Source organism: Actinomadura sp. NPDC049753, from assembly GCF_040674655.1.
GTDB lineage: Bacteria > Actinomycetota > Actinomycetes > Streptosporangiales > Streptosporangiaceae > Spirillospora > Spirillospora verrucosospora.
On the sequence record NZ_JBFARL010000102.1, the window covers coordinates 1 to 21,866 of the forward strand.

Here is a 21,866-nt window from a genome sequence, read left to right on the forward strand (position 1 = left end):
CGCCGGCGCCGGGGCGCGGGGGCCCGCCCGCGCCCCCCCCCCGGCCGCGGCGGCGGGGGGCGGGCGCCCCGCCCCCCCCGCCCCCGCGGCCCCGAGGTCACTTCAGGCGGGCCTCGTCGCCTCGATGATCCGCGGGCGCATCTCGGCGGCGCGGATGACGGCGTCGACCGAGCCGACCTCCACCGCGCGCCGGATGTCGTGCACGCGGTCGAACTCGGCGGCCACCTCGCCGAGCTTCTCGGTGCGCACCGTCGCGCGCAGCTCGTCCAGCTCCGCCGTCAGCGCGGCGCGGCCGGGCCCCGAGGACGCCGCGACACGGCCCTCCAGGTCCCGTACCCGCGGGTCGGCGGCGGTCCGGGCGTTGACGTCGGCGGCGAACACCACCGCGGCGGCCGGGGCGCCGCCGAGCACCGACGCGAACGAGCCCTCCACCGCGAGCACGGTCATGTTCGGGTTCAGCGCCTTGGAGAACACCACGAACGCGCCGCCGTGGTACCGGGAGATCACGCAGAACACGATCGGGCCGCGGAAGTTGACGATCGCGCGGCCGATCTCGGCCCCGTACTCCAGCTGGAGCTGCCGCATCGACTCCGGCGAGCCGTCGAAGCCCGACAGGTTCGCCAGCACCACCAGCGGCCGGTTGCCGCTGGCCGCGTTGATCGCCCGCGCGGCCTTCTTGGACGACTTCGGGAACAGCGTGCCGGCGGTGTAGGCGTCCGGGCCGTCGGTGGGCGGGAAGCCGCGCCGCGGCACCGACTGCGACTCGATGCCGAGCAGGCACACCGGCATGCCGCCGAGGTGCACGTCCTGCACCACCGCGGTCTCGGCGTCGGCCATGCCCGCCCAGCGCTCCAGCACCGGGTGGTCCTGGTCGGACAGCGCCCGCATCACGGTCCGGATGTCGAACGGCTTCTTGCGGTCCGGGTTCGCCTCGGCGGAGAAGATCTCGCCGACCGTGGTGAACTCGCTGCCCTCCAGAACGTGCGGGAAGGCGGAGACGTCCCGGTCGACGGGGTCGGTCGTGCCGGCGTTGCGCGGCCCCGGCTCACCGGGCGCGACGTAGGTGTGGTCGTAGTGCGACATCAGGACGTCCCGCGCGGCGACGAGGTTCGGCGCCCAGTACTGCGCCTGCCCGTTCGGGCCCATCACCCGGTCGTAGCCGCCGATGCCGAAGTTGTCCTCGGCCGATACGCCGCCGGAGAAGTCGAGCGCCTGCTTGCCGGTGAGCACCATCGCCGAGTCCGGCGTCATGATCAGGACGCCCTTGGTGTGCATGAGCATCGTCGCCTCGGCGTTCCAGTACGGCTGGGCGCCGACGTTGATGCCCGCGACGACGACGTTGATCTCGCCGCCGTCCTGGGTGAACTCGACGATCCGCTTGAGCGCCGCGGCCACCCAGTCCATGTTCTCCGTGCCCGACTCCATGGAGATCCGGGCGCCCGAGGACAGCGCGTACCACTCCAGCGGCACCCGCATCCGCTCGGCCAGGTCCAGCGCGGCGATCACGCGGCGGCACTCGGCCTCCGACAGCGCCCCGAGCGACTTGGTCGGGTCGCCGAGCAGCACGACCCGGGTGACGCCCTGCGGGTGCCGCCGGGTCCGCTTGGTGACGACGCCCGCGACGATCGCCGCGGTGTTGCGCCCCTTCGGCCGGTCCACCGGGACCAGGACGTTCGCGTCGTCGAGGTCGTGCTCGACGAAGTCGCCGAGCAGGCCGGTCAGCTCGTACGGGTACACGGTGCCCCGGCTGCTCGCCCGCAGCACCTTCTGCCGGTAGCCGTCGAGCGGCTCGACCGGCGCGTCCGACGGTGCGCCGACGGTCAGCCGGGTGCCGCCCGCGGCGTCGAAGGAGACCCGGACGGCGATCTTGACGGGCTCGCCCGTCCGCGGGTCGCGCTGCCGCGCGATGAGCAGGACCTCCTCCAGCCCGGCCCCGGCCGCCGTCGGCAGCATGCGGCCGGCCAGCCGCTGCAGCTCGGCGCGGGTGAGGTCGCTCGTCGGCCAGACGTAGATCACGATGCGGTTGGTGGGGAACCGCTTCTTGGACGGCCGCCGCGCCTGCGCCCTGCGGATCGAGTCCAGGCAGGTGGCGAGGGTGTACTCGGCCGTCGGCAGGGAGCGCAGCTTCCCGTCGCCGTCGCGCAGCGCGGTCAGGTCGCGCACCTGCGCGAACGCGACGAGCCGGTCGTCGGACGGGTTGTCGCGCGCCACGCACTGGAAGAGGTAGACCTCCTCGTCCGAGGACGGCAGCCGGGTGAGGTCGAACTTGTGCAGCCGCTCCATCTGCATCCGCTGCGCGATGAACGGGTGCAGGCCGCGGATCAGCCGCTCCTCGGCCATGCCCCCTGTGGGGGGACGACCCCCCACACTCCCCGGATCGCTCCGCTCATCCGTCCCGCCTGTGGGGGGACGACCCCCCACACCCCCCGGATCGCTCCGCTCCTCCGTCCCGCCGCCCTCCGCCGGGCGGAACGTGAAGTGGTGGTGCATCACCGCGCCCCTGCTGCCCGCGACCGTCGCGGTGATCCTGCGGATCCGCGGCGGCAGCGGGTGCGCGTTGACGACGTCCTGCAGCGCGGCGGCCATCGCGTCGAAGTCCTCGGGCTGCCGCTCCCAGGACAGGTAGATGTCGGCGTCGACGTCCTCGCCGCCGTCCGCCAGCTCCGCGAGCCCGCGCAGCGCGGCGCCGAGCGCGTCGAAGCGCACCGCCGAGGAGACCAGGCGCGAGCCCGCGTGCTCGGCGACCACGAACGAGCAGCCGCCGGCCTCCCGGGTGTGCAGGCCGCTGAGGCCCTTGTTCCCGTAGTACCGCCGGGTGAGCACCTCCAGCATCACCGCGTTGTCGCCGTTGCCGCGCACGAGCCGCTGGCCGAGCAGCCGCACCAGCGGCTCCGTGCTGCGCACCATCTCGGCGATGAGCTCGTCGCGCTCCGGCGCGTCCGGGTGCGCGTCCAGGTGCCGCAGGTTGCGGCGGACGCGGGCGTAGACGGCGGCGCGGTTGCGGCGCAGCAGCGGCTGGGCGAACCAGGCGAACACCACGCCGCACGCGAGGTCGTAGACGACGGGGAACCGGACCTGCGTCGCGGCCACCAGCCGCTCCAGCGCCAGGCCGGCCGCCTCGCGCAGCGCCTCGTCCGGCGGGGGCTCGCCCAGCCACTCGCGCAGCAGCGTCGCGACGACCCCGGCGTCGGCGGACGCCCGCTGCTGCGCCAGGAAGATCCGGAACACCGCCGCCTCGAGCTCGGGGGTGCGCTCCAGTTCGGTGACGCCGTAGTGGCCGAGCGCCTTGGCGAGCTTGGCCTGGAACGCCTGGGGCAGCCCGGCCCGCTCGACGTCCAGGCTCTGCAGGTAGGTGTGGAAGTACTCGCGGGCGCTGTGCACGTGGCCGCCGTCGGTGCCGTCGCCGCCCGCCGGGCGGTTGCGGCTCAGCTCGGCGAGGTCGGCGAACACGTCGATGAGCCCGAGTTCCTCGGCCACCGGCCGGTGCCCGTCGGCGGCGGCGGCGCGGCGCGCGGCGAGGTAGCCGTCCAGGGCCCGGCGCTCGTCGTGCGGGTCGACGTCGAAGCCGAGCAGCAGGCTGCGCAGGTCCTCCTGGCCGCGGGCGGCGCGCTCGCGCGCCGGGACGGCCCCGGGAGCGGCCGGCAGGTCCAGCTCGACGGCGCCGGTCGCCGCGACGTCCGCGGCCTCGGCCTCGTCGGCGAGCGGCTCCAGCCGCAGCAGCGGCGCGCCCGTCTCCACCTGGCTGCCGACGGAGACGACGCACTCCTTCAGCCGCGCCTTGAACGGCGCCCGCAGCACCGTCTCCATCTTCATGCTCTCCAGGACCAGCACCGGCGCGCCCGCCTCGACCTCCGCGCCGACCTCCAGGGGCGTGGCGACGACCAGCGCGGGCGCGGGCGAGCGGACGACGCCGCCCTCGTCGCGGCTGACCCGGTGCGCCACACCGTCCACCTCGACGAAGTGGACCGGGCCGTGGGTGCCGGTGAGCAGGCGGTACCGGGAGCCGTTGACGGTGATCTGGCCGAGGTGCCGGTCGAAGCGTTCGAGCTCGACGTCGGCGGTGCGGACCTCGCCGCCCGCCTCGACGGCGACGCGGAACCGGTCCGCGCCGACCCGGGCCACCCGCACCCGGTAGCCGGCGCCGCGCAGCTTGAGGTCCAGCGGCCGGCCGCTCTCGTGCCGCGCCTGCGGGCGCCCGCCGGACGCCGTCGACAGCAGCCGCCGCCTCTCGGCGCCCTCCGCCTCCTCGTAGGCCTCGATGGCGGCGGCGGCGAGCGCGACGGCGGAGTGCCGGTGGGTGACGAGGCCGCCCTCGGCGCGGACGCGGTCGATCCAGCCGGTGTCGGCGCTCGCGTCGATCACTTCGGGCCGGTCGAGCAGGTCGAGCACGAAGCTCTTGTTCGTCGCGCCGCCCTCGATGATCACCGTGGTCTGGGTCATCGCGCGGCGCAGCCGGCCGAGCGCCTCGTCGCGGTCGCGGCCGTAGGCGATGATCTTGGCGATCATCGAGTCGAAGTCGGCGGGGATCGTGTCGCCCTCGCTGACGCCGGTGTCCACCCGGATGCCCGGCCCGGCGGGCAGGTCCAGCCGGGCGATGCGGCCCGGCGAGGGGGCGAAGTCGCGGTCGGGGTCCTCGGCGTTCAGCCGCGCCTCGACCGCGTGCCCGCGCTCCACCGGCGGCTCGCCTTCGAGCCGTCCGCCGGAGGCCACGTGCAGCTGCGCCTTGACCAGGTCGAACCCGGTGGTGGACTCGGTGATCGGGTGCTCGACCTGGAGGCGGGTGTTGACCTCCAGGAACGCGAACATGCGGTCGCCGGGGTGGTAGAGGAACTCGACGGTCGCCGCGCCGCGGTACCCGACCGCGACGGCGAGCCGCTCGGCCGAGGCCTTCAGCTCGGCGGTCTGCTCGGCGCCGAGCACCGGCGACGCCGACTCCTCGATGATCTTCTGGTTGCGGCGCTGCACCGAGCAGTCGCGCACGCCGAGCGCCCACGCGCTCTCGCCGTCGGCGATCACCTGGACCTCGACGTGCCGGGCGCCGGTGACCAGGCGCTCCAGGAACACGACGCCGCTGCCGAAGGCCCGCGCCGCCTCCTGGCTGGTGCGCTCGTAGGCGTCCGCCAGCTCGGCCTCGCTGGTGATCACTCGGATGCCGCGCCCGCCGCCGCCCGCGGTCGCCTTCAGCATCAGCGGGTAGCCGATGCGCTCCGCCGCCGCGATCGCCTCGTCCAGGGTCTCGACCGCGCCGCGGCTCCACGGCGCGACCGGCACGCCGACCTCCTCGGCGATCAGCTTCGCGCCGATCTTGTCGCCGAGCCGGCGCATGGCCTCCGCGCTCGGCCCGACGAAGGCCACCCCGATCCGGTCGCACAGCTCCGCGAACGCCGGGTCCTCCGCGACGAAGCCCCAGCCGACCCACGCCGCGTCGGCGCCGGTCTCCACCAGCGCGCGCTCCAGGACCTCCAGGTCCAGGTACGGCCGGGCGGACGCGGGGCCGAGGTCGTAGGCCAGGTCGGCCTCGCGGACGAAGGTGGCCGTCCGGTCGACATCGGTGTACAGGGCGACGGTCTCGATCCGCGTCCCGCTCTCCGCGGCGATGTCCCGTACGGCGTGGATGAGCCGCATCGCGGCCTCACCCCGGTTCACGATGGCGACACGACTGAACACCCGACCGAGCCCTCCTGTTAGACGATGCGCGGTGCCTGGCGGCGCGCGCTGTCTGACGGTGCGCGCTGCCTGACGACGTGCGGCGCCGGACACGGCGCACCCGGACACACTCACCTTTCCGCCCAGAGGGCGAAGGCGCCATGCCGCCGACAACGCACGCTGCGCCGCTGTAGTTGTAGGAAACCTGCAAAACCGGTCGCCCACGCCGCACACGCGAAAGGATCAGGATACGGAAACCGGCTCCGGTTCCCCGCGGGGCTCGGCGCGGACCGGACGGCTGCCGAAGCCGGACAGGATCGCCTCCAGCAGCGGCAGCGCGCGGCCCGCCCTCTTCGCGCGGATGACCACGTCCCAGGCGGGCTCGAACTTCTTCCATCCGCCGGCGTAGGCGACGTGCCGGGTCCTGCCGCGCAGCGTCGGCTTGGTGGCGGCGCCGCGCAGGATCGAACCCCAGCGGTAGAAGTCGCGGTAGGCGCGCCAGTAGCCGTCCTCAAGCTGCTGCGCGGTCATCTTGGCGGGCTTGAAGACGACCGTGCGGGTGTCGTACCGGTCCCAGTCGGAGTGCAGGAGGCGGTCGGCCTTGGCCATGCGGTCGTAGAGGCGGGTGCCCGGATAGGGGGTCAGGATGTGGAAGGTGGCCGTCTCGATCCCCTGGCCGATCGCCCACTCGACGGTGCGGTCGAACACCGACGGGTCGTCCTCGTCCATCCCGAACACGAAACTGCCGTTGACCATCACGCCGTTGTCGCGCAGCCGGCGGACCACCGCGCCGTAGTCGCGGTCGATGTTCTGCCACTTGCGCTGCTCGGTGAGGTTCCCGGCGTTGACGGTCTCGAAGCCGACGAACAGGCTCCGCAGCCCCGACTCGACGGCCTTCTCCAGGAGCCCGGGGTTGAGCACCGCCTTCACCGTCCCGGCCGCCTGCCAGAGCCGTCCCATGCCGCGCATCCCGTCGAACAGCGCGGACGCGAACCGGGCGTTGCCGAACAGGTGGTCGTCCAGGAAGTACAGGTGCCGCCCCGGCAGCCGGTCGATCTCGGCGAGCGCCGCGTCGACCGTCTGGGTGTAGAACGACTTGCCGCCCTCGAAGAACGCCTCCTTGTAGCAGAAGTCGCACACGTGGGGGCAGCCGCGCGACACCACGATCGAGTTCGGGACGAGGTAGCGCTCGCGGGCGATGAGGTCGCGGCGGATGGGCGGCAGCGCCGCGAGCGTCCGCTCGGAGGAGTCGTAGCGTGCCGCCGGCCGGCCGGCGCGAAGGTCGGCGAGGAAGCGGGGCCAGGTGTCCTCGCCGGGCCCGCAGAAGATCGTGTCGGCGTGCCGGGCCGCCTCGTCCGGGAGGGAGGTGACGTGCAGCCCGCCCAGGCAGACGTGGACGCCCCGGGCGCGGTAGAGGTCGGCGAGCTCGTAGGCCCGCCGCGCGGAGGTGATGTAGACCTGGATCACCACGAGGTCGGGCTCGTCGGAGGTGTCGACCTTCTGCACGTGCTCGTCGGTCACCGTCACCTCGTCGTCCGGGGCGAGGTACCCGGCGAGCGTGGCCAGCCCGAGCGGCGGGAACAGCGAGTACTTGATCGGACGGAAGAAGGGCGAGGTCGCCTCGGTCAGGGCCGGGAGGATCATCTTCACGCGCATGCCTCATTGGACGCCGCGCCGCCGCGCCGGTGGCGTCCGCCGTGTGCGGATCGTGTGGAGATCCCGTGTGGACCGGCCGCGCCGCAGGTCAGCTCGCGGGCCGGAGTTCGGGGAGGGGACGGAGTCCGGGTGCCAGGGCCAGGGTGACGGCCACGGAGGCGGCGGCCATGATCGCTATGGCGGTTGCGGGCGAGGTCGCCTGGGCCGCCCCGCCCGCCACGGCCGCGCCTACGCCCTGCATCGTGACCATGCCGGACCCCTGCAGGCCGAGAGCGTGCCCGTGCAGGTGGTCCGGGGTCAGCGCCATGAGGCGGTCCTGCAGGAGCAGGGTCGCCGCGAAGCCGACGGAGGCCAGCAGGGCGGCCGCGGCCGCGAGCGGGAGCGGCGGGTCGAAGGCGAACAGCAGGTAGGGGACGGCCAGCAGCAGCCGCAGGCCCGGGCCGAGGCGCTCGCGCAGGCCTACCGGGACGAAGCGGCCCGCCACGGTGTCCCCGATCAGCATGCCGACGGCGGCCGCGGCGAGCAGGAGGCCGGCGTGGTCCGGGGAGTAGGAGACGAAGAGGGCCTCGCAGCCGACGATCAGGCCGTTCGGTACCCACATCGCGAGGTAGGTGTGGCGGCGCGGCGCCGAGGAGAGCAGCCGCACGTTGGTGCGCCAGGTCTCCGCCGGGCTCGGGCGCCCGGCGGCCCGCGGCGGGCGGCGGCTCAGCCCGGCGAGCGCCACGACGGCGGTGAGCAGGTAGAGCGCGGCGCCGGTGAGCAGGGTCCCCCGGGGAGAGAGCGCGACGACGAGGACGCCGCCGACGGCGAAGCCGCAGATCTGCGTCGTCCCCACCGACATGTTCAGGACGGAGCGGCCGAGGAGCTGGCCCTCCCTCGGCAGGATCCGGCTCATCAGGCTGTGGCGGACGCCGCTGCTCAGCGAGGCGACCATGCCGAGGCCCAGGACGACGGCGAACAGCACCGCGAGAGGGAGGCCGGGAACCGCCAGGACCGCCGTTCCCGCACCGAAGAGCAGGGCCATGGACGCGAGCGCCGCCCTCGGCGGCAGCCGGTCGGCTGCCGACAGCAGCGTCAGCGCGCCGACCAGTTGGGCGAACGAGCCGCCGAACATGCTCAGCGCCGCCAGCAGCGGCGACCGGGTCGAGTCGAACACCAGCGTGCCGAGCGCCAGGCCGCTGACCGTCTGGGCGGACACCTGGACCGTGAACGCCGCGAAGAGCGGCGTGTACTCCGGAGTGCGGAAGAGATCCCGATACGTGCGCATGATCGCCAGGCTGGGGCGTGCCGCCGGGCTGCCGGTAATGTTTCGCGGGGAGGCGAAACATGGGCTGGTGGCTGGTCAACGCGGACACGCTCGCGAGCGGGCGGTTCGTGGTCTCGGCCCTCGCGGAGACCACGGCCTGCGTGAAGCTGCTGGCGAAGGGCGCCGCCACGCACCCGGGGGAGCAGGCCTGGCTCGACAACCACCTGCCCTGCTACCGGCGGATGCTCCGGCGCGACCCCGTCACCGCCGCGCTGCTGGACGCCGCCCTCGGCGCCAGGACCCGGTGGATCGCCGACCTCCTGACGCCGCCGCACCCGGGTGTGGGATCACCGACGTTCCACGAGGAGCTCGCCGCCGTCCGCACGACGCCGCCCGAGCGCGCGTACGCCGACCTGGAGGTCTCGTTCGGTGGCCCGCTGCCCGCTGAGCTGCGTCGCACGGACGCGCCCGCGCGGATCGCCGACCTCCTGGAGTGGGTGTGGACGAACACCGTCGAGCCCGACTGGAAGCGCCGCCGACGCGTCATCGAGGCCGACGCGGTCGCGCGCGCCGCGCAGCTGAGCCACGGCGGGTGGGCCGCCACGCTGGACGACATGAACCCGGGCATGCGCTGGCTCGGTGACGGCCGCCTGCAGATCAACGTCTTCGACTATCCGCCGCGCGACGTCTCCGGGGCCCGGCTGCTCTTCGTCCCGGTCACCCCGCGAATGGGCTGGGTGGCCTGGGAGGAGCCGGAACCCGACCGGTACGCGATCGTCTACCCCTGCTCGGCTCCGCTCGCGGGCGCGGGCGGCGCGCCCGTCCCCGAGGCGCTCGAACGCCTCCTCGGGCCCGGACGCGCCCGCGTGCTCGTCCTGCTGGAGACCCCGCTGAGCACCACGCAGCTCGTGGCGCTCACCGGGCAGGGGCTCGGCTCGGTCGGCCGCCACCTCCGGGTGCTGTCCGACGCCCGCCTGATCGACCGCCGCCGCGCCGGGCGCTCCGTCCTGTACTACCGGACGGCCACCGGCGATGCACTCGTGGACGGCGCCCGGCCGCCGAACGCCCCCGCGGTCACTGCTGGGGCAGTTCCCGGTCCCGGTTCTTGACGGTCTCGCCCGAAACACCGGTGAGGTGGTCCGCTGTCCCCGTGAGGTCCAGGAGCCGGTCGAGCTGCGCGCTCCGGCCGGTCAGCGCGAGGTGGACGCCGGCCGCGGACGTGCGGCGGTGCACCATCAGCAGTGCGGCCAGGCCGGCCGAGTCGCACAAGCCCATCCCGCCGCAGGCGAGCTCCAGCTCGCGGACGTCCGGGTGGTCCTCCATCTGCCTGCGGACGGTCGCCACCAGCGTGTCCGCGGTGGAGAAGTCCAGGTCACCCTTAATCTCGATCCGCAGCGCGCGCGTCCCGGAAAGGGTGGCGACCACGCGCAACGGAGTATCGGGAACAAAGGCGGTCATGCGGTCCTTTCTTCGGCGGGACCGTCCGGCGCGTCCGAGTCGGCGTCGGCGGTGTCCGGCACCGGCTGCCGGAGGGAGTCACAGGCGCTGGAGAGCATGCCCGTGGCCCGGGGGTAGTCGACGAGTTGCTCCGCCAGCAGGTCCAGCCCCGGCAGGAGGCTCCGGGCGGGCACGCCGCGGGCGGAGAGGATGCCCGCCGTCCAGCCGATGAATCCGGTGAACAGGTCCGGGTCGTCCACATAGAGGGCGGTGCCGAGGAAGTCGACGATGTGGGCGATGTCCTCGGCGGTGTGGCGGAGCTGCCGGTCGCTGTAGTCCGCCATCGCCGGGAAGCGTTTCGGAAGCTCGGCCATCACGTGGCGCACGAGCCCGCGCGCGGTCCGGCTGATCTGCGTGTACTCCTGGTCGGCCAGGTGCGGCAGGTCGTCGATGGCCTGGTGGACGGGCGGCGGCTTGCGCAGCGGCCCCTCCGCCAGCCGGTCGGCCGCGGAGCGGGCGTCGGCGGCCCAGCCGTCGGCGCCGAGCAGTGCCGCGTACCGGCCGTCCGGCCCGTACGCGGCGCCGCCCACCAGGACGGGGGTGCCGGTCGCCTGACACGCGGTGATGGCGGCGTGCGCGGACGGCAGCCGGGTGGCGATCGAGGACGACAGCGCCACCACGGCCGGGTTCGTCCGGTGCACGTGGGCGATCAGATGCGCGGTCGGCACCTGGGCGCCGAGGTAGTCGACCCGCCAGCCGCGCAGCCGCAGCACCTCGGCCAGGATCCGCGCGGGCAGCGCGTGCCACTCGCCGTCGATGCACGCGACCGCCACCCGGCCGCGCGACCCCTCGCCGCCGCGCGCCGGCGATTCGCGGACGGCCGGATGGTGCGCCAGCGCCGCGATCGTCCGCTCGTTGATCGCCGTCGCGGTGTGCTCCTGGGCGACGGTGAGCCGGTTCGCCGCCCACTCCCGGCCCACCCGGGCCTGCAGCGGCGCGATGATCTCCAGGAGGATGGTCTCGGCGTCCGTTCCCCGGTCGAGCGCGGTCGTGACGGCGTCGGCGGCGGCGTACTCGTCGCCGGCGATGACGGCGTCCCAGAGTCCGTCCGCCCACGCGTCGAATGCGGAGGGAGCCGCGTGGTGCCGTGCGGTCGCGGTCACGCGGTGAACCTCCCCGGTCCCTGCCCCCCTACGGCGCTCAGGTGGAAGCGCCGGGGAGCGGTGATGGCGACGACGGCCATGTCGTCGTGCTTGCCGCTGCCCACCCATTCCGCGGCGAGCATGTGCACCCGTTCCACGAGGGCCTCCGGGGGCATGCCGCCGCAGCGGGCGAGCTCGGCGCTCAGCCGCTCGTCGCCGAACATCTCGTCGCCCATCGGGCCGCCGAAGGCCTCGGTGATGCCGTCGGTGTAGAGCAGGCACGTGTCGCCCGGCTCCAGCAGCACGGTGGCGGACCTGGAGGTGATCTTGTCCAGCACGCCGATCAGCGACCCGCCGGTGTCGGGGGTCTCCACCTGGCCGCCGGCCCGCACGATCAGCGGGCGGGTGTGGCCCGCGCTCGTGAGGCGCAGCCGCACGTGACCGCCCTCCCGCCGGATCGAGGCCAGCACGAGGGTCACGAAGCGGGTGGACTCGCTGCTCAGCAGCGTCCCGTTCAGCAGCTCCAGCACGCGCCTGTGGTCCTCGGCCAGCGGGAGCAGCGCCTGCAGCGTGGTGCGGATCTTGCCGGTGAGCACGGCGGCCTCCAGGCCCTTGCCGCACACGTCGCCCAGCACGACCAGCGACTCCTGCTCCGCGTCGGGGCTCTCGGCCGCCGGGTGCAGATCGTAGAAGTCCCCTCCGACGCGCTCTCCGGCGCCCGACGGCCGGTAGCGGGCCGCCAGCTCCACCTCGTCGAGGTGCTGGGTGCGCGGCGGCAGCAGCTCGCGCATCAGCGTCTCGGTGATGGACGCCTGCTCGGCGTACACGCGGGCGGCCGACATCGCCGCGCCGGCGCGGGCCGCGAACAGGCGCGCGATCAACTCCTCGCCCTCGGAGAAGGCGCGCTGCCCGCCGCGCCGGAGCAGCACCAGCGCGCCCGCGGGCACGCCGTGCCCCGGAAGCGCGGTCACCACCATCGCGCCGAGATGGCCGAGGTCGGTGCGGAGGATCCAGGGCGGCGCGGCCATCGGGTCGAGCCAGCGGGACGGCATCGGCGGGAAGCCCTGCATCGCCTCGGCGAGGCCCGGGACCTCCGAGGGGTCCACCACGAGCTCCTGATGGTCCACCTGGCCGTCGGGACCGCAGTAGGAGACGGGATAGGCGCGTCCGGAACCGGGCGCGATCACCAGAGCGGCGTCGGCGAGGTGCCGCGCCGCCAGCTGGACGGTCACCTCCATGCACCGTTCCAAGTTCAGCGACGCGAGCAGCCGGCTGGACGCCTCCGCCAGGAAGGCGGTGCGTTCCCGCTCGTCGGCGAGTTCCCGTTCCAGGCGCCGGTGCTCGGTGACGTCGAACAGCCACCAGACCGTCCCCGCCGGAGGGCCCGGCGGAGTGCCGGGATCGTCGTGGACCTCGTCGGGCACGCCGTGGGCCTCGTAGGCGCGGTCGCCGATCGGACCGTGCGCGACCGGCCGGGAGGCGCCGGGGTGCGACAGCTCGGCCGCGGTCATTTCGGGGAGCGGATCGATGGCCAGTGCGTGGTGCGCCTCGGCCAGCCAGGCCGGTGCCGCGTCGTCGAGGACGGCGCCCGGGATCATGCCGAGCAGCAGGCGCGCCGCGTCGTTGAGCCGCGTGACGGTACCGCTCGGATTCACCGCGAGCGCGGGGTACGGGCCGGGCCCCAGCGCCGGGTCGAGAGCGCGCCGAGTGCCGTCGATGCCTTGAGTCAGTTCCATCACGTCGCAGCCTGCGGCGGGACCACTTCCTTCCTCAACTGAGCCGCCAAACGAGGATCTTGTCCTCGCCACCACCCTAACCGCAACGAGACAGTTGCCGAAAGGCAAAGATTCGTTCCACCTCGCCCGCGGGGCCGGGCCGGGCCGCGGACGACCAGCTCAGCGGCGTGATCGAAGGCCCGTGATCGGTGCCTCATGAATGCCGTCCGCGTTCCGGGGTAGCCTCGGCTCAACGGGAGGTTGAGTCTGGTGATGGACGCGGTGCACGACGGGAATGATACGTCGCTTCGGTTGTGGCGCGACTCTCAAGACCGGCTCCGAATACGCGTCGAAAACCGCGAGACCTGCATCCTCGTCAGCGTGGAAGGTGAAATCGATTACCTCACCGCTGACGCCTTCCGGGAACATGTCCTTTCCCACTCCGAGGCCGTGGGGCGAATCATCCTGGACCTCCAGGACGTGAAGTTCTGCGATTCCTCCGGGCTGGGGGCGCTGGTGGGCCTGTGGAAGACCGTCACGGCCCGGCAGGGCCGGCTGGTCCTCAGCCGCCCGAGCCCGGTGTGCCTCCGGATCCTGCAACGCACGGGCCTCGACGCGCACATCGTGATCAGCCCCACGCTGCGGCACGCGCTCGCGGAGATGGTCGACGGTCAGGGCGGCGCGCCGCCTTCGCCGTTGGTGCCCAACGCGCGCCAGGACGCCTCCTGAAAGGAGCCGGCCGACGAGCGCGTCCCATATCTCGATCAAGACATATCCCTGCCGGACCGGGCACCGAGACCTGTCGGGAAAGGCGGTGCCCGCGCCCGGCATGACAGGGCCCCCGGCCAATGCCCGGGGGCTCTGCGGCCGGGGATCACTTGGGCGGCATCAGGACGCTGTCGATGATGTAGACGGTCGCGTTGGCGGTCTGGACGTTGCCGCAGACGACCTTGGCGTCGTCGCCGACGGTGTAGGAGTCGCCCGAGCCGCTGCTCTTGAGCATGGCGCCGTTCAGCGTCTTGAAGTCGCCCGCCCACAGCCCGCTCGGCGAGACCTGCTCGCCGACCACGTGGTAGGTGAGGATGCCCGTCAGCGTCTTCTTGTCCGACAGGACCTTGTCGAGCGTCCCCTTCGGAATCTTCTTGAACGCGTCGTTGGTGGGCGCGAACACGGTGATGTTCTTCGACGAGTTGAGCGTGTCCACCAGGCCGGCCTTCTTCACGGCGCCGACCAGGGTGGACAGCACCGGGTTGTTGGACGCGGCGGTCGCGACGGGGTCGGCCGCCATGCCCTGGAAGCTGCCCTTGCCGGACGCCGGGACGGCCGAGCACGCGGGCCCGAACGGCACGCCGGCGGACGGCGCGCCGCTCGGCGAGGCTGCCGGCGCGGACGATCCGGCCGGAGCGGCGGCGGCGTCGCCCTTGTCGTCGCCGGAGCAGGCCGCCGCGCCGGTGGCGAGGGCGGTCGCCGCGAGGACGCCGGCGACGATGCGGTTGCGGTACATGGAGAACTCCCTCTTGTCGGTGACTTTCACTGGCTCGGACGCGGGCGGGCTCAGGTCACGGTGACCACCACCGAATGCCGTCCGGGGACGGCGGGGCGCGGTGGCCGGGCTGCGTGCGGCCGGTCCCGTCGGTGGCGCGGCAGCGGAGCGTGTGGGAGCCGGGAACGGCGCCCCAGTCGGCGACCCACTGCCGCCATGTTTCCAGGCCGGGGACGGGCGCGAGCCGCGCCTCCCGCCAGGGGCCGTCGTCGACCTGCCATTCGACGGCGTCGACGCGCGGTGCTGCGCCCAGGCGGTGCCCGCGACGGCGACGCGTCCCGCCTTCACGGCGGCGAGCGGTCTCGGCACGTCGATCCGGGAGAACGTCTTGACCGGGGGCCCAGCCAGCGGGCGTTGCCCGCGAGGTCGCCTCCGACCTGGTCGGACACGCACGCCAGGGTGATGTCGCGTTCGATCAGCGCCTCGCGCAGGAGGTCGTCGAACGACATCTCGACGGGGCGGCCGACCATGCCGTGGATGAGCAGCGTCCAGTCCTGCCCGCCCACAAGCACCGCCGGCCGCGGCGACGCCGATCACTCCGGCCCCGGTCAGCAGCACCCGCCGCCGATCCGCCTCCGTTCCGGGGCCGGTGTCCTCGGGGCGGGCGGCGCGGACCAGCGCGGTCAGCGCGGCCATGCCCGCCAGCGCGCCGACGGGGGACGGCGCCGCGTCGGCGGGCCCGGCGCCGTCCGGAACGCGGCAGCGCGACGTCGTGGGCGCTGACCGTGGCGCACCGCCGCGCCGTCGACAGGGTCCGCTCCAGCCAGGCCGACCGGGACCGGGAGGAGCGCGCCGGCGCGCCGCCGCCCGAGTACGACGAGGTCGCGGAGGAGGGCGGGGCCCGGCTGGAGCACCAGCAGGTGCGCCGCTGCATGCGGGGCCTGACCGGGACCCAGCGTGAGTCGATCACGCTCGCCTTCTCCGGCGGCTACACCTACCGCGAGGTCTCCGAACTGCTCGGCGTCGGCCTCGCCGCCGTCAAGACCCGGATGCGCGACGGACTCATCCGGTTGCGTGACTGCCTGGGAGTGCAGCCATGACCCACGACCTCGACGCGCACCGCCTCGCCGCCGCCTACGCGCCGCCCGCCGGACGAGCTGCGCGGACGGGTCATGGCGGAGATCGCCCGGACCCGGCAGTCGCCGCCGCTCGCCCGGCGCCTGCCGTCGCCCCGGGCACGCGGGCTGGCCTGGCCGGCCGCCGCGGCCTGCCTGGTGCCGGCGCTGGCGGGCGCCGGCGCGGCATGGCGGGTCCAGCGGTCCGCCGAACGCGAGCAGTCCCTGAGCCGGCAGGTCGCCGCGGTGATGAGCGCGCCGGACGCGCGCACCTCCACCGTCCGGACGCCGGACGCGGCCACCGTCACGGTCGTCTCGTCGCGCTCGCTCGGCAAGGCCGTCGTCACCACGACCCGGATGCCGCCCCTGCCGTCGGCCAGGACGTACCAGATGTGGTGGCTCGGCCCGGCCGAGCGGCGCCCCGATCCTGACCCTCGCCGTCGGCTGAGGGCCCGGGGCCGGCCCGCCGCCGGACGAGACGACCTCCGGCGGCGGGCCTCCCCCCCTCGGCCGGTGCCGCGCCGGCGTGCTAACTTGGCCACGTGACCAACTTGGCCGCTCGACCAAATTCGCCGCGCGGCGACCGCCGGCGCCGGGAGCTGGTGGACGCCGGGACGGCGCTGCTGAGCCTGGAGGGCTGGCCGGGCGTCTCCACCCGCGCGGTGGCCGAGCGCGCCGGCACCAATCCGGGCTTGATCCACTACCACTTCGGCGGGCTGGCCGGGCTGCACGCGGCGATCTTCCGGCACGCCGTGGACCTGATCGTCGGGCCCATGGTCGCGGAGCTCCTGGCGGCGCCGGACGAGCGCGCGGCGCTGGAGGCGATGCGGAACCTGCTGGCGGGGACCCCGGCCGACGAGCCGGGGTCCCGGCTGGCCGCCGAGCTCATCGTCGGCGCCATGCGCGACCCCGCTCTCGGCGCCGTGCTGCGCGACGAGCTCCGGCAGGCCCGGGAGCGGATCGCGGACCGCCTCCGGGCGCTGCACCCGGACTGGTCGCGGAGCCGCCTGTCCGGGGCGGCCACCCTGATCGCCGCGGCGATCGACGGGGTGGTGCTGCACCACATGATCGACGGCGAGCTCCCGGTCGGCGACGCCCTGTCCGCGGCCGCCGACCTGCTGGAGGGCGGGGCGTGAGAGCGCCCCGCGATCCGCCGCCCCGCGTCCCCGACCTCGTGGAGGACCGAACATGGAGATCATCGACAGGCCCGCCCCGCCGACCGGACTGCGCCGCCTGCTGTGGCGGCTGCCCATCCGGCTGTACCGCCTGGGGCTCGGGCCGCTGATGGGCCGCCGCGTCATGCTCCTCACGCACACCGGACGCGTCTCCGGGCTCCCGCGCCAGGTCGTCGTCGAGGTCGTCCAGAACGACGAGGACGGCTACGTGGCCGCCTCCGGATTCGGCCCCCGCGCGGACTGGTACCGCAACATCATGGCGAGCCCGGACGTCACCCTCCAGATCGGCGGGAAGCGGGTCCAGGCGACCGCGGCCCCGATCCCGGCCGGCGAGGGCGGGGAGATCATGGCACGGTACGCCCCCCGCCACCCGACGGCGGCGCGGCAGCTGTGCAGGCTCATGGGCTTCGCCGTCGACGGCGGCGTGGAGGACTACCGCCAGGTCGGCCGCCACATCCCCTTCGTGCGGTTCACTCCCCGCCGCCTGCCGTGACGTCACGCGTCCACGTCGATCACCTCCACCGGCTCGGGTGAGGCCAGGGCGATGTGGGGACGGCCGGTGATGGGGTGCGGGCCGACGTGGGCGCGTACTCCGAACACGTCCCGGATGAACTCGGGTGTCAGCACCTGGAGGGGCGGACCGTGCCCGGCGACCGCGCCGTCGCGCAGGACGACGACCTGGTCGGCGTAGGCGGCGGCGTGGTCCAGGTCGTGAAGGGCCGCCAGCAGGGTGAGCCCGAGCGAGCGGATCAGGTCGAGCAGGGAGAACTGCGCGCCGGCGTCGAGGTGGTTGGTGGGCTCGTCCAGGATCAGCAGCGGGGCCTCCTGCGCGAGGGCCCGGGCCAGCAGCACGCGCTGCCGCTCTCCTCCCGAGAGGGTCGACACGAGCCGGCCGGCGGCCCGGTCCATGCCGACCCGCCTCAGCGCGTCCGTGATCGCCGCGCGGTCGGCGCGGGTCTCGCGGTCGAGGGGCCCCTGGTGGGCGGTCCGGCCGACGGCGACGGCCTCCGCGACGGAGAAGTCGCCCCCGGCCCCGCCGTGCTGCGGCAGGACGGCGCGGCGCCGCGCGGCCCGCCGGGGCGACATCCGCCACAGGTCCTCGCCGCCGAGACGGACGACGCCGCCGGACGGGCGCAGCGACCGGTACACCGTCCTGAGCAGGGTGGACTTGCCGCTGCCGTTCGGGCCGACCAGCGCCACGAACTCGCCCGGCCCCGCGCTCAGGTGCACGTCGGTGACGATGGGACGGGCGTCGATCCGGACGCTCACCCCCTGCAGATCAAGGCGCATCGGTGCCTCCGGTGGCGCGGCGGCGCAGCAGGAACAGGAAGAAGGGGACCCCGAGCCCCGTGGTGAAGACCCCGACCGGCAGCTCGTTGGGACGGTCGGCGATCCGGGCGGCCAGATCCACCAGCACCATGAACACCGCCCCGCCCAGCAGCGCCACCGGCAGGACGCGGCGGTGGTCGGAGCCGACCGCGAACCGGGTCATGTGCGGGACCATCAGGCCGATGAACCCGATGCCGCCCACGACGCTCACCACCGTGGCGGTGAGGAGCGAGCCGATCAGCAACAGCGTGACGCGCAGCGCCGCGACCGGGACGCCGATCCCCGCCGCCGCGTCCTCTCCGGCCAGGAGGGCGTTGAGCGGCCGGGCCTGGAGCATCAGCCAGGCCAGGCAGGCCGCGATCAGCGCGGCGGGGAGGCCGAGGTCGGTCCAGGTGGCGCCGGCCACGCTGCCCATCAGCCAGAACATCATCCCCTGCAGCTCGGTCGGGTTGAGCTGGAGCTGGACGAACGTCGTCGCGGCGGTGCACAGGTACCCGACGGCGACGCCGGTCAGCACCAGCCACGAGTCCAGCAGCCGTCCCGCCCGCTGGGCCAGCAGGTACACCAGCAGCGCCGACAGCAGCGCGGCGGCGAAGGCGGCGCCGGTCACGCCCAGCGCGCCGGCGGCGCCGCCGAGGGCGGTGCCGCCGAGCGCGGGCACGAGCACGGCCCCGAGGGACGCCGCGGAGGAGACGCCGAGGACGTAGGGGTCGGCGAGCGGGTTGCGGACGAGGGCCTGGAGCGCCGCGCCCGCGACGGACAGGCCGGCGCCCGACAGCGCCGCCAGCAGCACGCGGGGGGTGCGGATGTCCCAGACGACCTGGCCGAGCAGCGGGTCGGCGGTGTCGCCGCGCCCGGACAGATGGGCCCACAGAACGCTCCACACCGTCCCGAACGGGAGGTTCACCGAGCCCACCGAGATGCCGAGCACCATGGACGCGACCAGGCCGGCGCCGAGCGCGGCCAGCAGGAGGCCGGTCCCGGCGCCGGAGACGAGATGCGGTCCGCGCGTGCGGGCCGGCGCCTCGCGGGTCAGGGTGTCAGGCATCGCCGACCACCTTGGCGATCTTCTCGACGCCCAGGGCGTTGAGGGGGCCGAGGTAGACGCTGTCGGAGACGACCGTGTACGTCCGGGTCCTGGAGGCGTTCCACTGCGGATAGGCGGCGAACAGCTTCGCGGCCTCGGCGTCGCCCTTCTCCTCCGGGGTGAACAGCCCGACCACCAGGACGTCCACCTGCGCGGTGGCGAGTTGCTCCTTGTTGAGGGTGCGGGTGGCGTCCTCGCCGCGCCCGGAGAACGCGTTGACTCCGCCGGCCGCCCTGATGACGTCGTCGTAGACGCCTCCGGTCATCACGGCGGGCAGGCCGTTGGCGTTCATCATGGACATGCCGGGGTAGGCGATGACGACCTTCTTGGCGGGCCGGCCGGCCGTCCTCGCGCGCACGGCCTCGACACGGGCCCGCAGGCCGGAGACCACCGAGAGGGCGCGCTGCTGGACGTCGAAGATCCGGCCGAGCAGCGCCATGAACTCCAGCGAGGAGTTGATCGACTGGGCCCTGTACGCCCGCTTCTCGGCCTCGGTGGCGTCCGGCTTGCCGTTGGCGCAGTTGACGGGGTTGACCAGCGACGTGATCCCCGCGGCGGCGAGCTGCTCCCGGGTGGCGAACCCGCGCTTGGCGTCGAAGCCCCCCGACCAGGTGGAGACCACGAGGTCGGGCTTGAGCTTCAGCACCTGCTCGGCGGGGACGTCGAAGTTCCTGTTCATCGTCAGCCCGCCGGTCGGCAGCGCCCGGATCCGGCCGATCATGGACGGGTCGTCGGACACGCCGTAGGTCTGGGCGTTGGCCAGGACGCTCTTCTCCAGGCCGAGCATCAGGAAGCTCTCCACCTCGCCGACCGAGGTGCCGTTGAGGATCAGCACCCGCCGCGGCGGCCGCGTGAAGGTGACCTTCGTCCCGCAGTTGTCGAACGCGAGGGGATAGGACGTCCTGCGCGCCGGTCCGGTCACGGACGCCGAGTCCGGGCCGGGGCCGGCGGGGGAGCCGCCGCAGGCGGCGGCCGGCGCCGCCACCAGCGCGGCGGACATCGCCGCCGCGAGGGCGCGCGAGGGGAGGGGACGGTTCATGAGCATGCTCTCTTTCCGGCGGGAGCCGTCGACGGCTCCTCGGGAGGGATGCGAGGACATCCGGGCGGCGTCGTGCCGAGCCCGGCGACATGCGTCGCCCTGAGAGCGGTGGAAGATCAGTGGTTCACGCGGTGGCGCCCAGGGCGGTCGTCGTCCCGGGAGGCCCGCGACGGGCCACGGCGTACCGGAGGGCGTCCCGGGCCGGAGCCCGCTCGTCGGAGCGACCGCGCGGCACGGGCCGCGCACGACCGGGGGAACGTCCGGCCGCGACCACGAGCAGGAACACCAGCGGTCGCAGGACCCAGCCGGCCAGGACCCGCACGAGCGCGCACAGCCGCGCCTCGCCCCACTCCAGCCAGGCGGACGTGATCAGCACGCTCACCGCGTGCATGAGCAGCATTCCGAGACCGGGACCGCCGCCGTGGGCCATCGGCTCCCCGCCGCCGTCCATGGCGGCGGCGGCCGGTCGGGCCGGCACCAGAGGATGCCCGGCGGCGCGCATGAGCAGGACGTGCAGGACGACCTGCGAAGCGGCGGTGGCGGGCACGATCGACGCGAAGGTCCGTTGCCGGCCGGTCAGCGCCAGCGCGGGGCCGAGCACGAGCAGGAAGCCGGCCAGCGTCGCCGCCCGGTCGAAGCCGCCGCCGCCGGCCAGGTGCCCGAGCGCGGCAAGCCCGGCGCACGCGGCGGCGAAACCCGCAGCGCGCACCCAGCGCACCATCGACCATGGACCCATCTGGTGGGGATACTCCCACACGGGAAAGGACGGGTCGGGCGATCCCGGCCGGGTGTCGTCCGCCTCATACCTCTACCCGCGGGAGCCGCGGCGGCGCAGCGCGCCGTAGGTGCGCAGGATCGCGGGGACGAGCGCGTACACCACGGTGGGCACGACCACGCCGGTCACCACGAGAGTCCGGATCGGCAGCGAGAGCGATCCGAGCAGGGGGCCCAGCAGCAGCTGCGTGGCCATGATCATGACGTACACGGCCAGCCAGGTGAAGACGGCGCGCAGGTGGATCGACGGGGCCGCGACGGCGGGGGCGGGGGTGCGGACGGATGGCATGGCGTCTCCTCGTGGTCCAGTAAAACCAACTCGCGAGTTGGAGTTTGCCACGGCCGGCGCCAGATTCCAACTTGCTAGTTGGAATCTGCTGTACGCTCGGGTCATGGCATGGGACACCGCCAGGACGAGGCGGCTCATCCTGGACGCCGCGGTCAGCGAGTTCGCCGCCCACGGGCCCGAAGCGGCCCGCATGGACCGGATCGCCGCCACGGCCGGGGTGAACAAGGAACGGATCTACTCCTACTTCGGCAACAAGCGGCAGATGTTCGCGATCGTGCTGACCACGGAACTGGAGCGTCTGGCCGAGGCCGTGCCGCTGGACGAGAAGGCGGCCTCCGACCTGGGCGAGTACGCCGGGCAGGTCTTCGACTACCACCGCGCGCACCCGCACTTCGTCCGGCTGCTGCACTGGGAGGGCCTCCACCTCGCCGACGGGGGGCCGGTGGCGGCCGAGGCCGAGCGGACCGCGCACTACGCCGAGAAGATCGCCGCTCTGGCCCGGGCCCAGGAATCGGGACGCCTGGACGCCCGGCTGGCGGCCCGGGAGCTGCTGTACTCCGTCATCGTCCTGGCCGGCTGGTGGTTCGCCACCCCGCAACTCCGGCGGATGCTGATGCCCGACCTCGACGACGACCCGGACGGCCAGCGTGCCGCGCTCGTCCGCATCGTCCGCCGTCTCGGAGACCCCGCGCACTGACCGTCGCAACTTTCGCTTGACCGTCCGTCCTATTGA

Annotated in this window: 19 protein-coding genes and 1 pseudogene; 7 read left to right on the forward strand and 13 right to left on the reverse strand. The window is 74.0% G+C overall.

The annotated features are described in order from the left end of the window. Nucleotides 1–102: 102 nt before the first annotated feature. The 3 genes from AB0K37_RS24455 to AB0K37_RS24465 all read right to left on the reverse strand — a co-directional run bounded on the left by AB0K37_RS24455 (nt 103) and on the right by AB0K37_RS24465 (nt 8,569). Entirely contained in the window at nt 103–5,667 is a 5,565-nt protein-coding gene (locus AB0K37_RS24455) for a carboxyl transferase domain-containing protein (RefSeq protein ID WP_363984817.1), read from the reverse strand. A gap of 222 nt (nt 5,668–5,889) precedes the next feature. Then, on the reverse strand, nt 5,890–7,302 hold the full coding sequence (locus AB0K37_RS24460; RefSeq protein ID WP_363984819.1) for a radical SAM protein: 1,413 nt from the start codon (nt 7,300–7,302) through the stop codon (nt 5,890–5,892). A gap of 88 nt (nt 7,303–7,390) precedes the next feature. Beyond that, a complete protein-coding gene (locus AB0K37_RS24465) occupies nt 7,391–8,569 on the reverse strand; it encodes an MFS transporter (RefSeq protein WP_363984821.1) in 1,179 nt (392 codons plus the stop codon). A gap of 59 nt (nt 8,570–8,628) precedes the next feature. On the opposite strand from AB0K37_RS24465, the gene AB0K37_RS24470 reads away from it, so the two are divergent. Continuing rightward, complete coding sequence (locus AB0K37_RS24470; protein WP_363984823.1) at nt 8,629–9,657, forward strand: winged helix-turn-helix domain-containing protein; 1,029 nt, start codon at nt 8,629–8,631, stop codon at nt 9,655–9,657. Here AB0K37_RS24470 and AB0K37_RS24475 read toward each other — a convergent pair. From AB0K37_RS24475 to AB0K37_RS24485, 3 genes are read right to left on the reverse strand one after another with little or no spacing between them, the layout of a single operon-like run. Further along, complete coding sequence (locus tag AB0K37_RS24475) at nt 9,623–10,006, reverse strand: STAS domain-containing protein (protein WP_363984825.1); 384 nt, start codon at nt 10,004–10,006, stop codon at nt 9,623–9,625. The genes AB0K37_RS24470 and AB0K37_RS24475 overlap by 35 nt on opposite strands. Further along, a complete protein-coding gene (locus AB0K37_RS24480; RefSeq protein WP_363984827.1) occupies nt 10,003–11,148 on the reverse strand; it encodes a cobalamin-dependent protein in 1,146 nt (381 codons plus the stop codon). The genes AB0K37_RS24475 and AB0K37_RS24480 overlap by 4 nt, the downstream gene beginning before the upstream one ends. Beyond that, the gene (locus AB0K37_RS24485; RefSeq protein ID WP_363984829.1) at nt 11,145–12,863 is read right to left on the reverse strand and encodes a PP2C family protein-serine/threonine phosphatase; all 1,719 of its coding nucleotides are present in this window, start codon (nt 12,861–12,863) and stop codon (nt 11,145–11,147) included. The genes AB0K37_RS24480 and AB0K37_RS24485 overlap by 4 nt, the downstream gene beginning before the upstream one ends. Before the next feature lie 252 nt (nt 12,864–13,115). On the opposite strand from AB0K37_RS24485, the gene AB0K37_RS24490 reads away from it, so the two are divergent. Continuing rightward, nucleotides 13,116–13,571, forward strand: a complete 456-nt coding sequence (locus tag AB0K37_RS24490; RefSeq protein WP_363984831.1) for an STAS domain-containing protein — start codon at nt 13,116–13,118, stop codon at nt 13,569–13,571. Between the two features lie 145 nt (nt 13,572–13,716). Here the strand turns inward: AB0K37_RS24490 and AB0K37_RS24495 are convergent, their stop codons facing one another. Both AB0K37_RS24495 and AB0K37_RS24500 read right to left on the reverse strand, forming a co-directional pair. Continuing rightward, a complete protein-coding gene (locus AB0K37_RS24495) occupies nt 13,717–14,346 on the reverse strand; it encodes a fasciclin domain-containing protein (RefSeq protein WP_363984833.1) in 630 nt (209 codons plus the stop codon). A gap of 323 nt (nt 14,347–14,669) precedes the next feature. Beyond that, nucleotides 14,670–14,891, reverse strand: a complete 222-nt coding sequence (locus AB0K37_RS24500; RefSeq protein ID WP_363984835.1) for a molybdopterin-dependent oxidoreductase — start codon at nt 14,889–14,891, stop codon at nt 14,670–14,672. Between the two features lie 189 nt (nt 14,892–15,080). On the opposite strand from AB0K37_RS24500, the pseudogene AB0K37_RS24505 reads away from it, so the two are divergent. The 4 genes and pseudogenes from AB0K37_RS24505 to AB0K37_RS24520 form a co-directional block, all read left to right on the forward strand. Next, nucleotides 15,081–15,425 (forward strand): annotated as a pseudogene (locus tag AB0K37_RS24505) (sigma factor-like helix-turn-helix DNA-binding protein); the annotation flags it as partial. Between the two features lie 57 nt (nt 15,426–15,482). Continuing rightward, a complete protein-coding gene (locus AB0K37_RS24510; protein ID WP_363984865.1) occupies nt 15,483–15,986 on the forward strand; it encodes an anti-sigma factor in 504 nt (167 codons plus the stop codon). Further along, a complete protein-coding gene (locus tag AB0K37_RS24515) occupies nt 15,983–16,576 on the forward strand; it encodes a TetR family transcriptional regulator (protein WP_363984836.1) in 594 nt (197 codons plus the stop codon). The genes AB0K37_RS24510 and AB0K37_RS24515 overlap by 4 nt, the downstream gene beginning before the upstream one ends. A 52-nt stretch (nt 16,577–16,628) precedes the next feature. Then, nucleotides 16,629–17,108 (forward strand): nitroreductase family deazaflavin-dependent oxidoreductase, encoded by a 480-nt coding sequence (locus AB0K37_RS24520; RefSeq protein WP_363984838.1) that lies wholly within the window; start codon nt 16,629–16,631, stop codon nt 17,106–17,108. 2 nt (nt 17,109–17,110) lie between these two features. Here the strand turns inward: AB0K37_RS24520 and AB0K37_RS24525 are convergent, their stop codons facing one another. The 5 genes from AB0K37_RS24525 to AB0K37_RS24545 all read right to left on the reverse strand — a co-directional run bounded on the left by AB0K37_RS24525 (nt 17,111) and on the right by AB0K37_RS24545 (nt 21,133). Beyond that, entirely contained in the window at nt 17,111–17,905 is a 795-nt protein-coding gene (locus AB0K37_RS24525; protein ID WP_363984840.1) for an ABC transporter ATP-binding protein, read from the reverse strand. After that, nucleotides 17,895–18,992 (reverse strand): iron ABC transporter permease, encoded by a 1,098-nt coding sequence (locus AB0K37_RS24530; protein ID WP_363984842.1) that lies wholly within the window; start codon nt 18,990–18,992, stop codon nt 17,895–17,897. Before AB0K37_RS24530 ends, AB0K37_RS24525 begins: the two co-directional genes overlap by 11 nt. Then, a complete protein-coding gene (locus AB0K37_RS24535; protein ID WP_363984844.1) occupies nt 18,985–20,070 on the reverse strand; it encodes an ABC transporter substrate-binding protein in 1,086 nt (361 codons plus the stop codon). The genes AB0K37_RS24530 and AB0K37_RS24535 overlap by 8 nt, the downstream gene beginning before the upstream one ends. 124 nt (nt 20,071–20,194) lie before the next feature. Next, the gene (locus AB0K37_RS24540) at nt 20,195–20,779 is read right to left on the reverse strand and encodes an MFS transporter (RefSeq protein WP_363984846.1); all 585 of its coding nucleotides are present in this window, start codon (nt 20,777–20,779) and stop codon (nt 20,195–20,197) included. A gap of 99 nt (nt 20,780–20,878) precedes the next feature. Then, on the reverse strand, nt 20,879–21,133 hold the full coding sequence (locus tag AB0K37_RS24545) for a hypothetical protein (protein WP_363984848.1): 255 nt from the start codon (nt 21,131–21,133) through the stop codon (nt 20,879–20,881). A gap of 103 nt (nt 21,134–21,236) precedes the next feature. On the opposite strand from AB0K37_RS24545, the gene AB0K37_RS24550 reads away from it, so the two are divergent. Next, the gene (locus AB0K37_RS24550) at nt 21,237–21,830 is read left to right on the forward strand and encodes a TetR family transcriptional regulator (RefSeq protein ID WP_363984850.1); all 594 of its coding nucleotides are present in this window, start codon (nt 21,237–21,239) and stop codon (nt 21,828–21,830) included. Nucleotides 21,831–21,866: the final 36 nt, after the last annotated feature.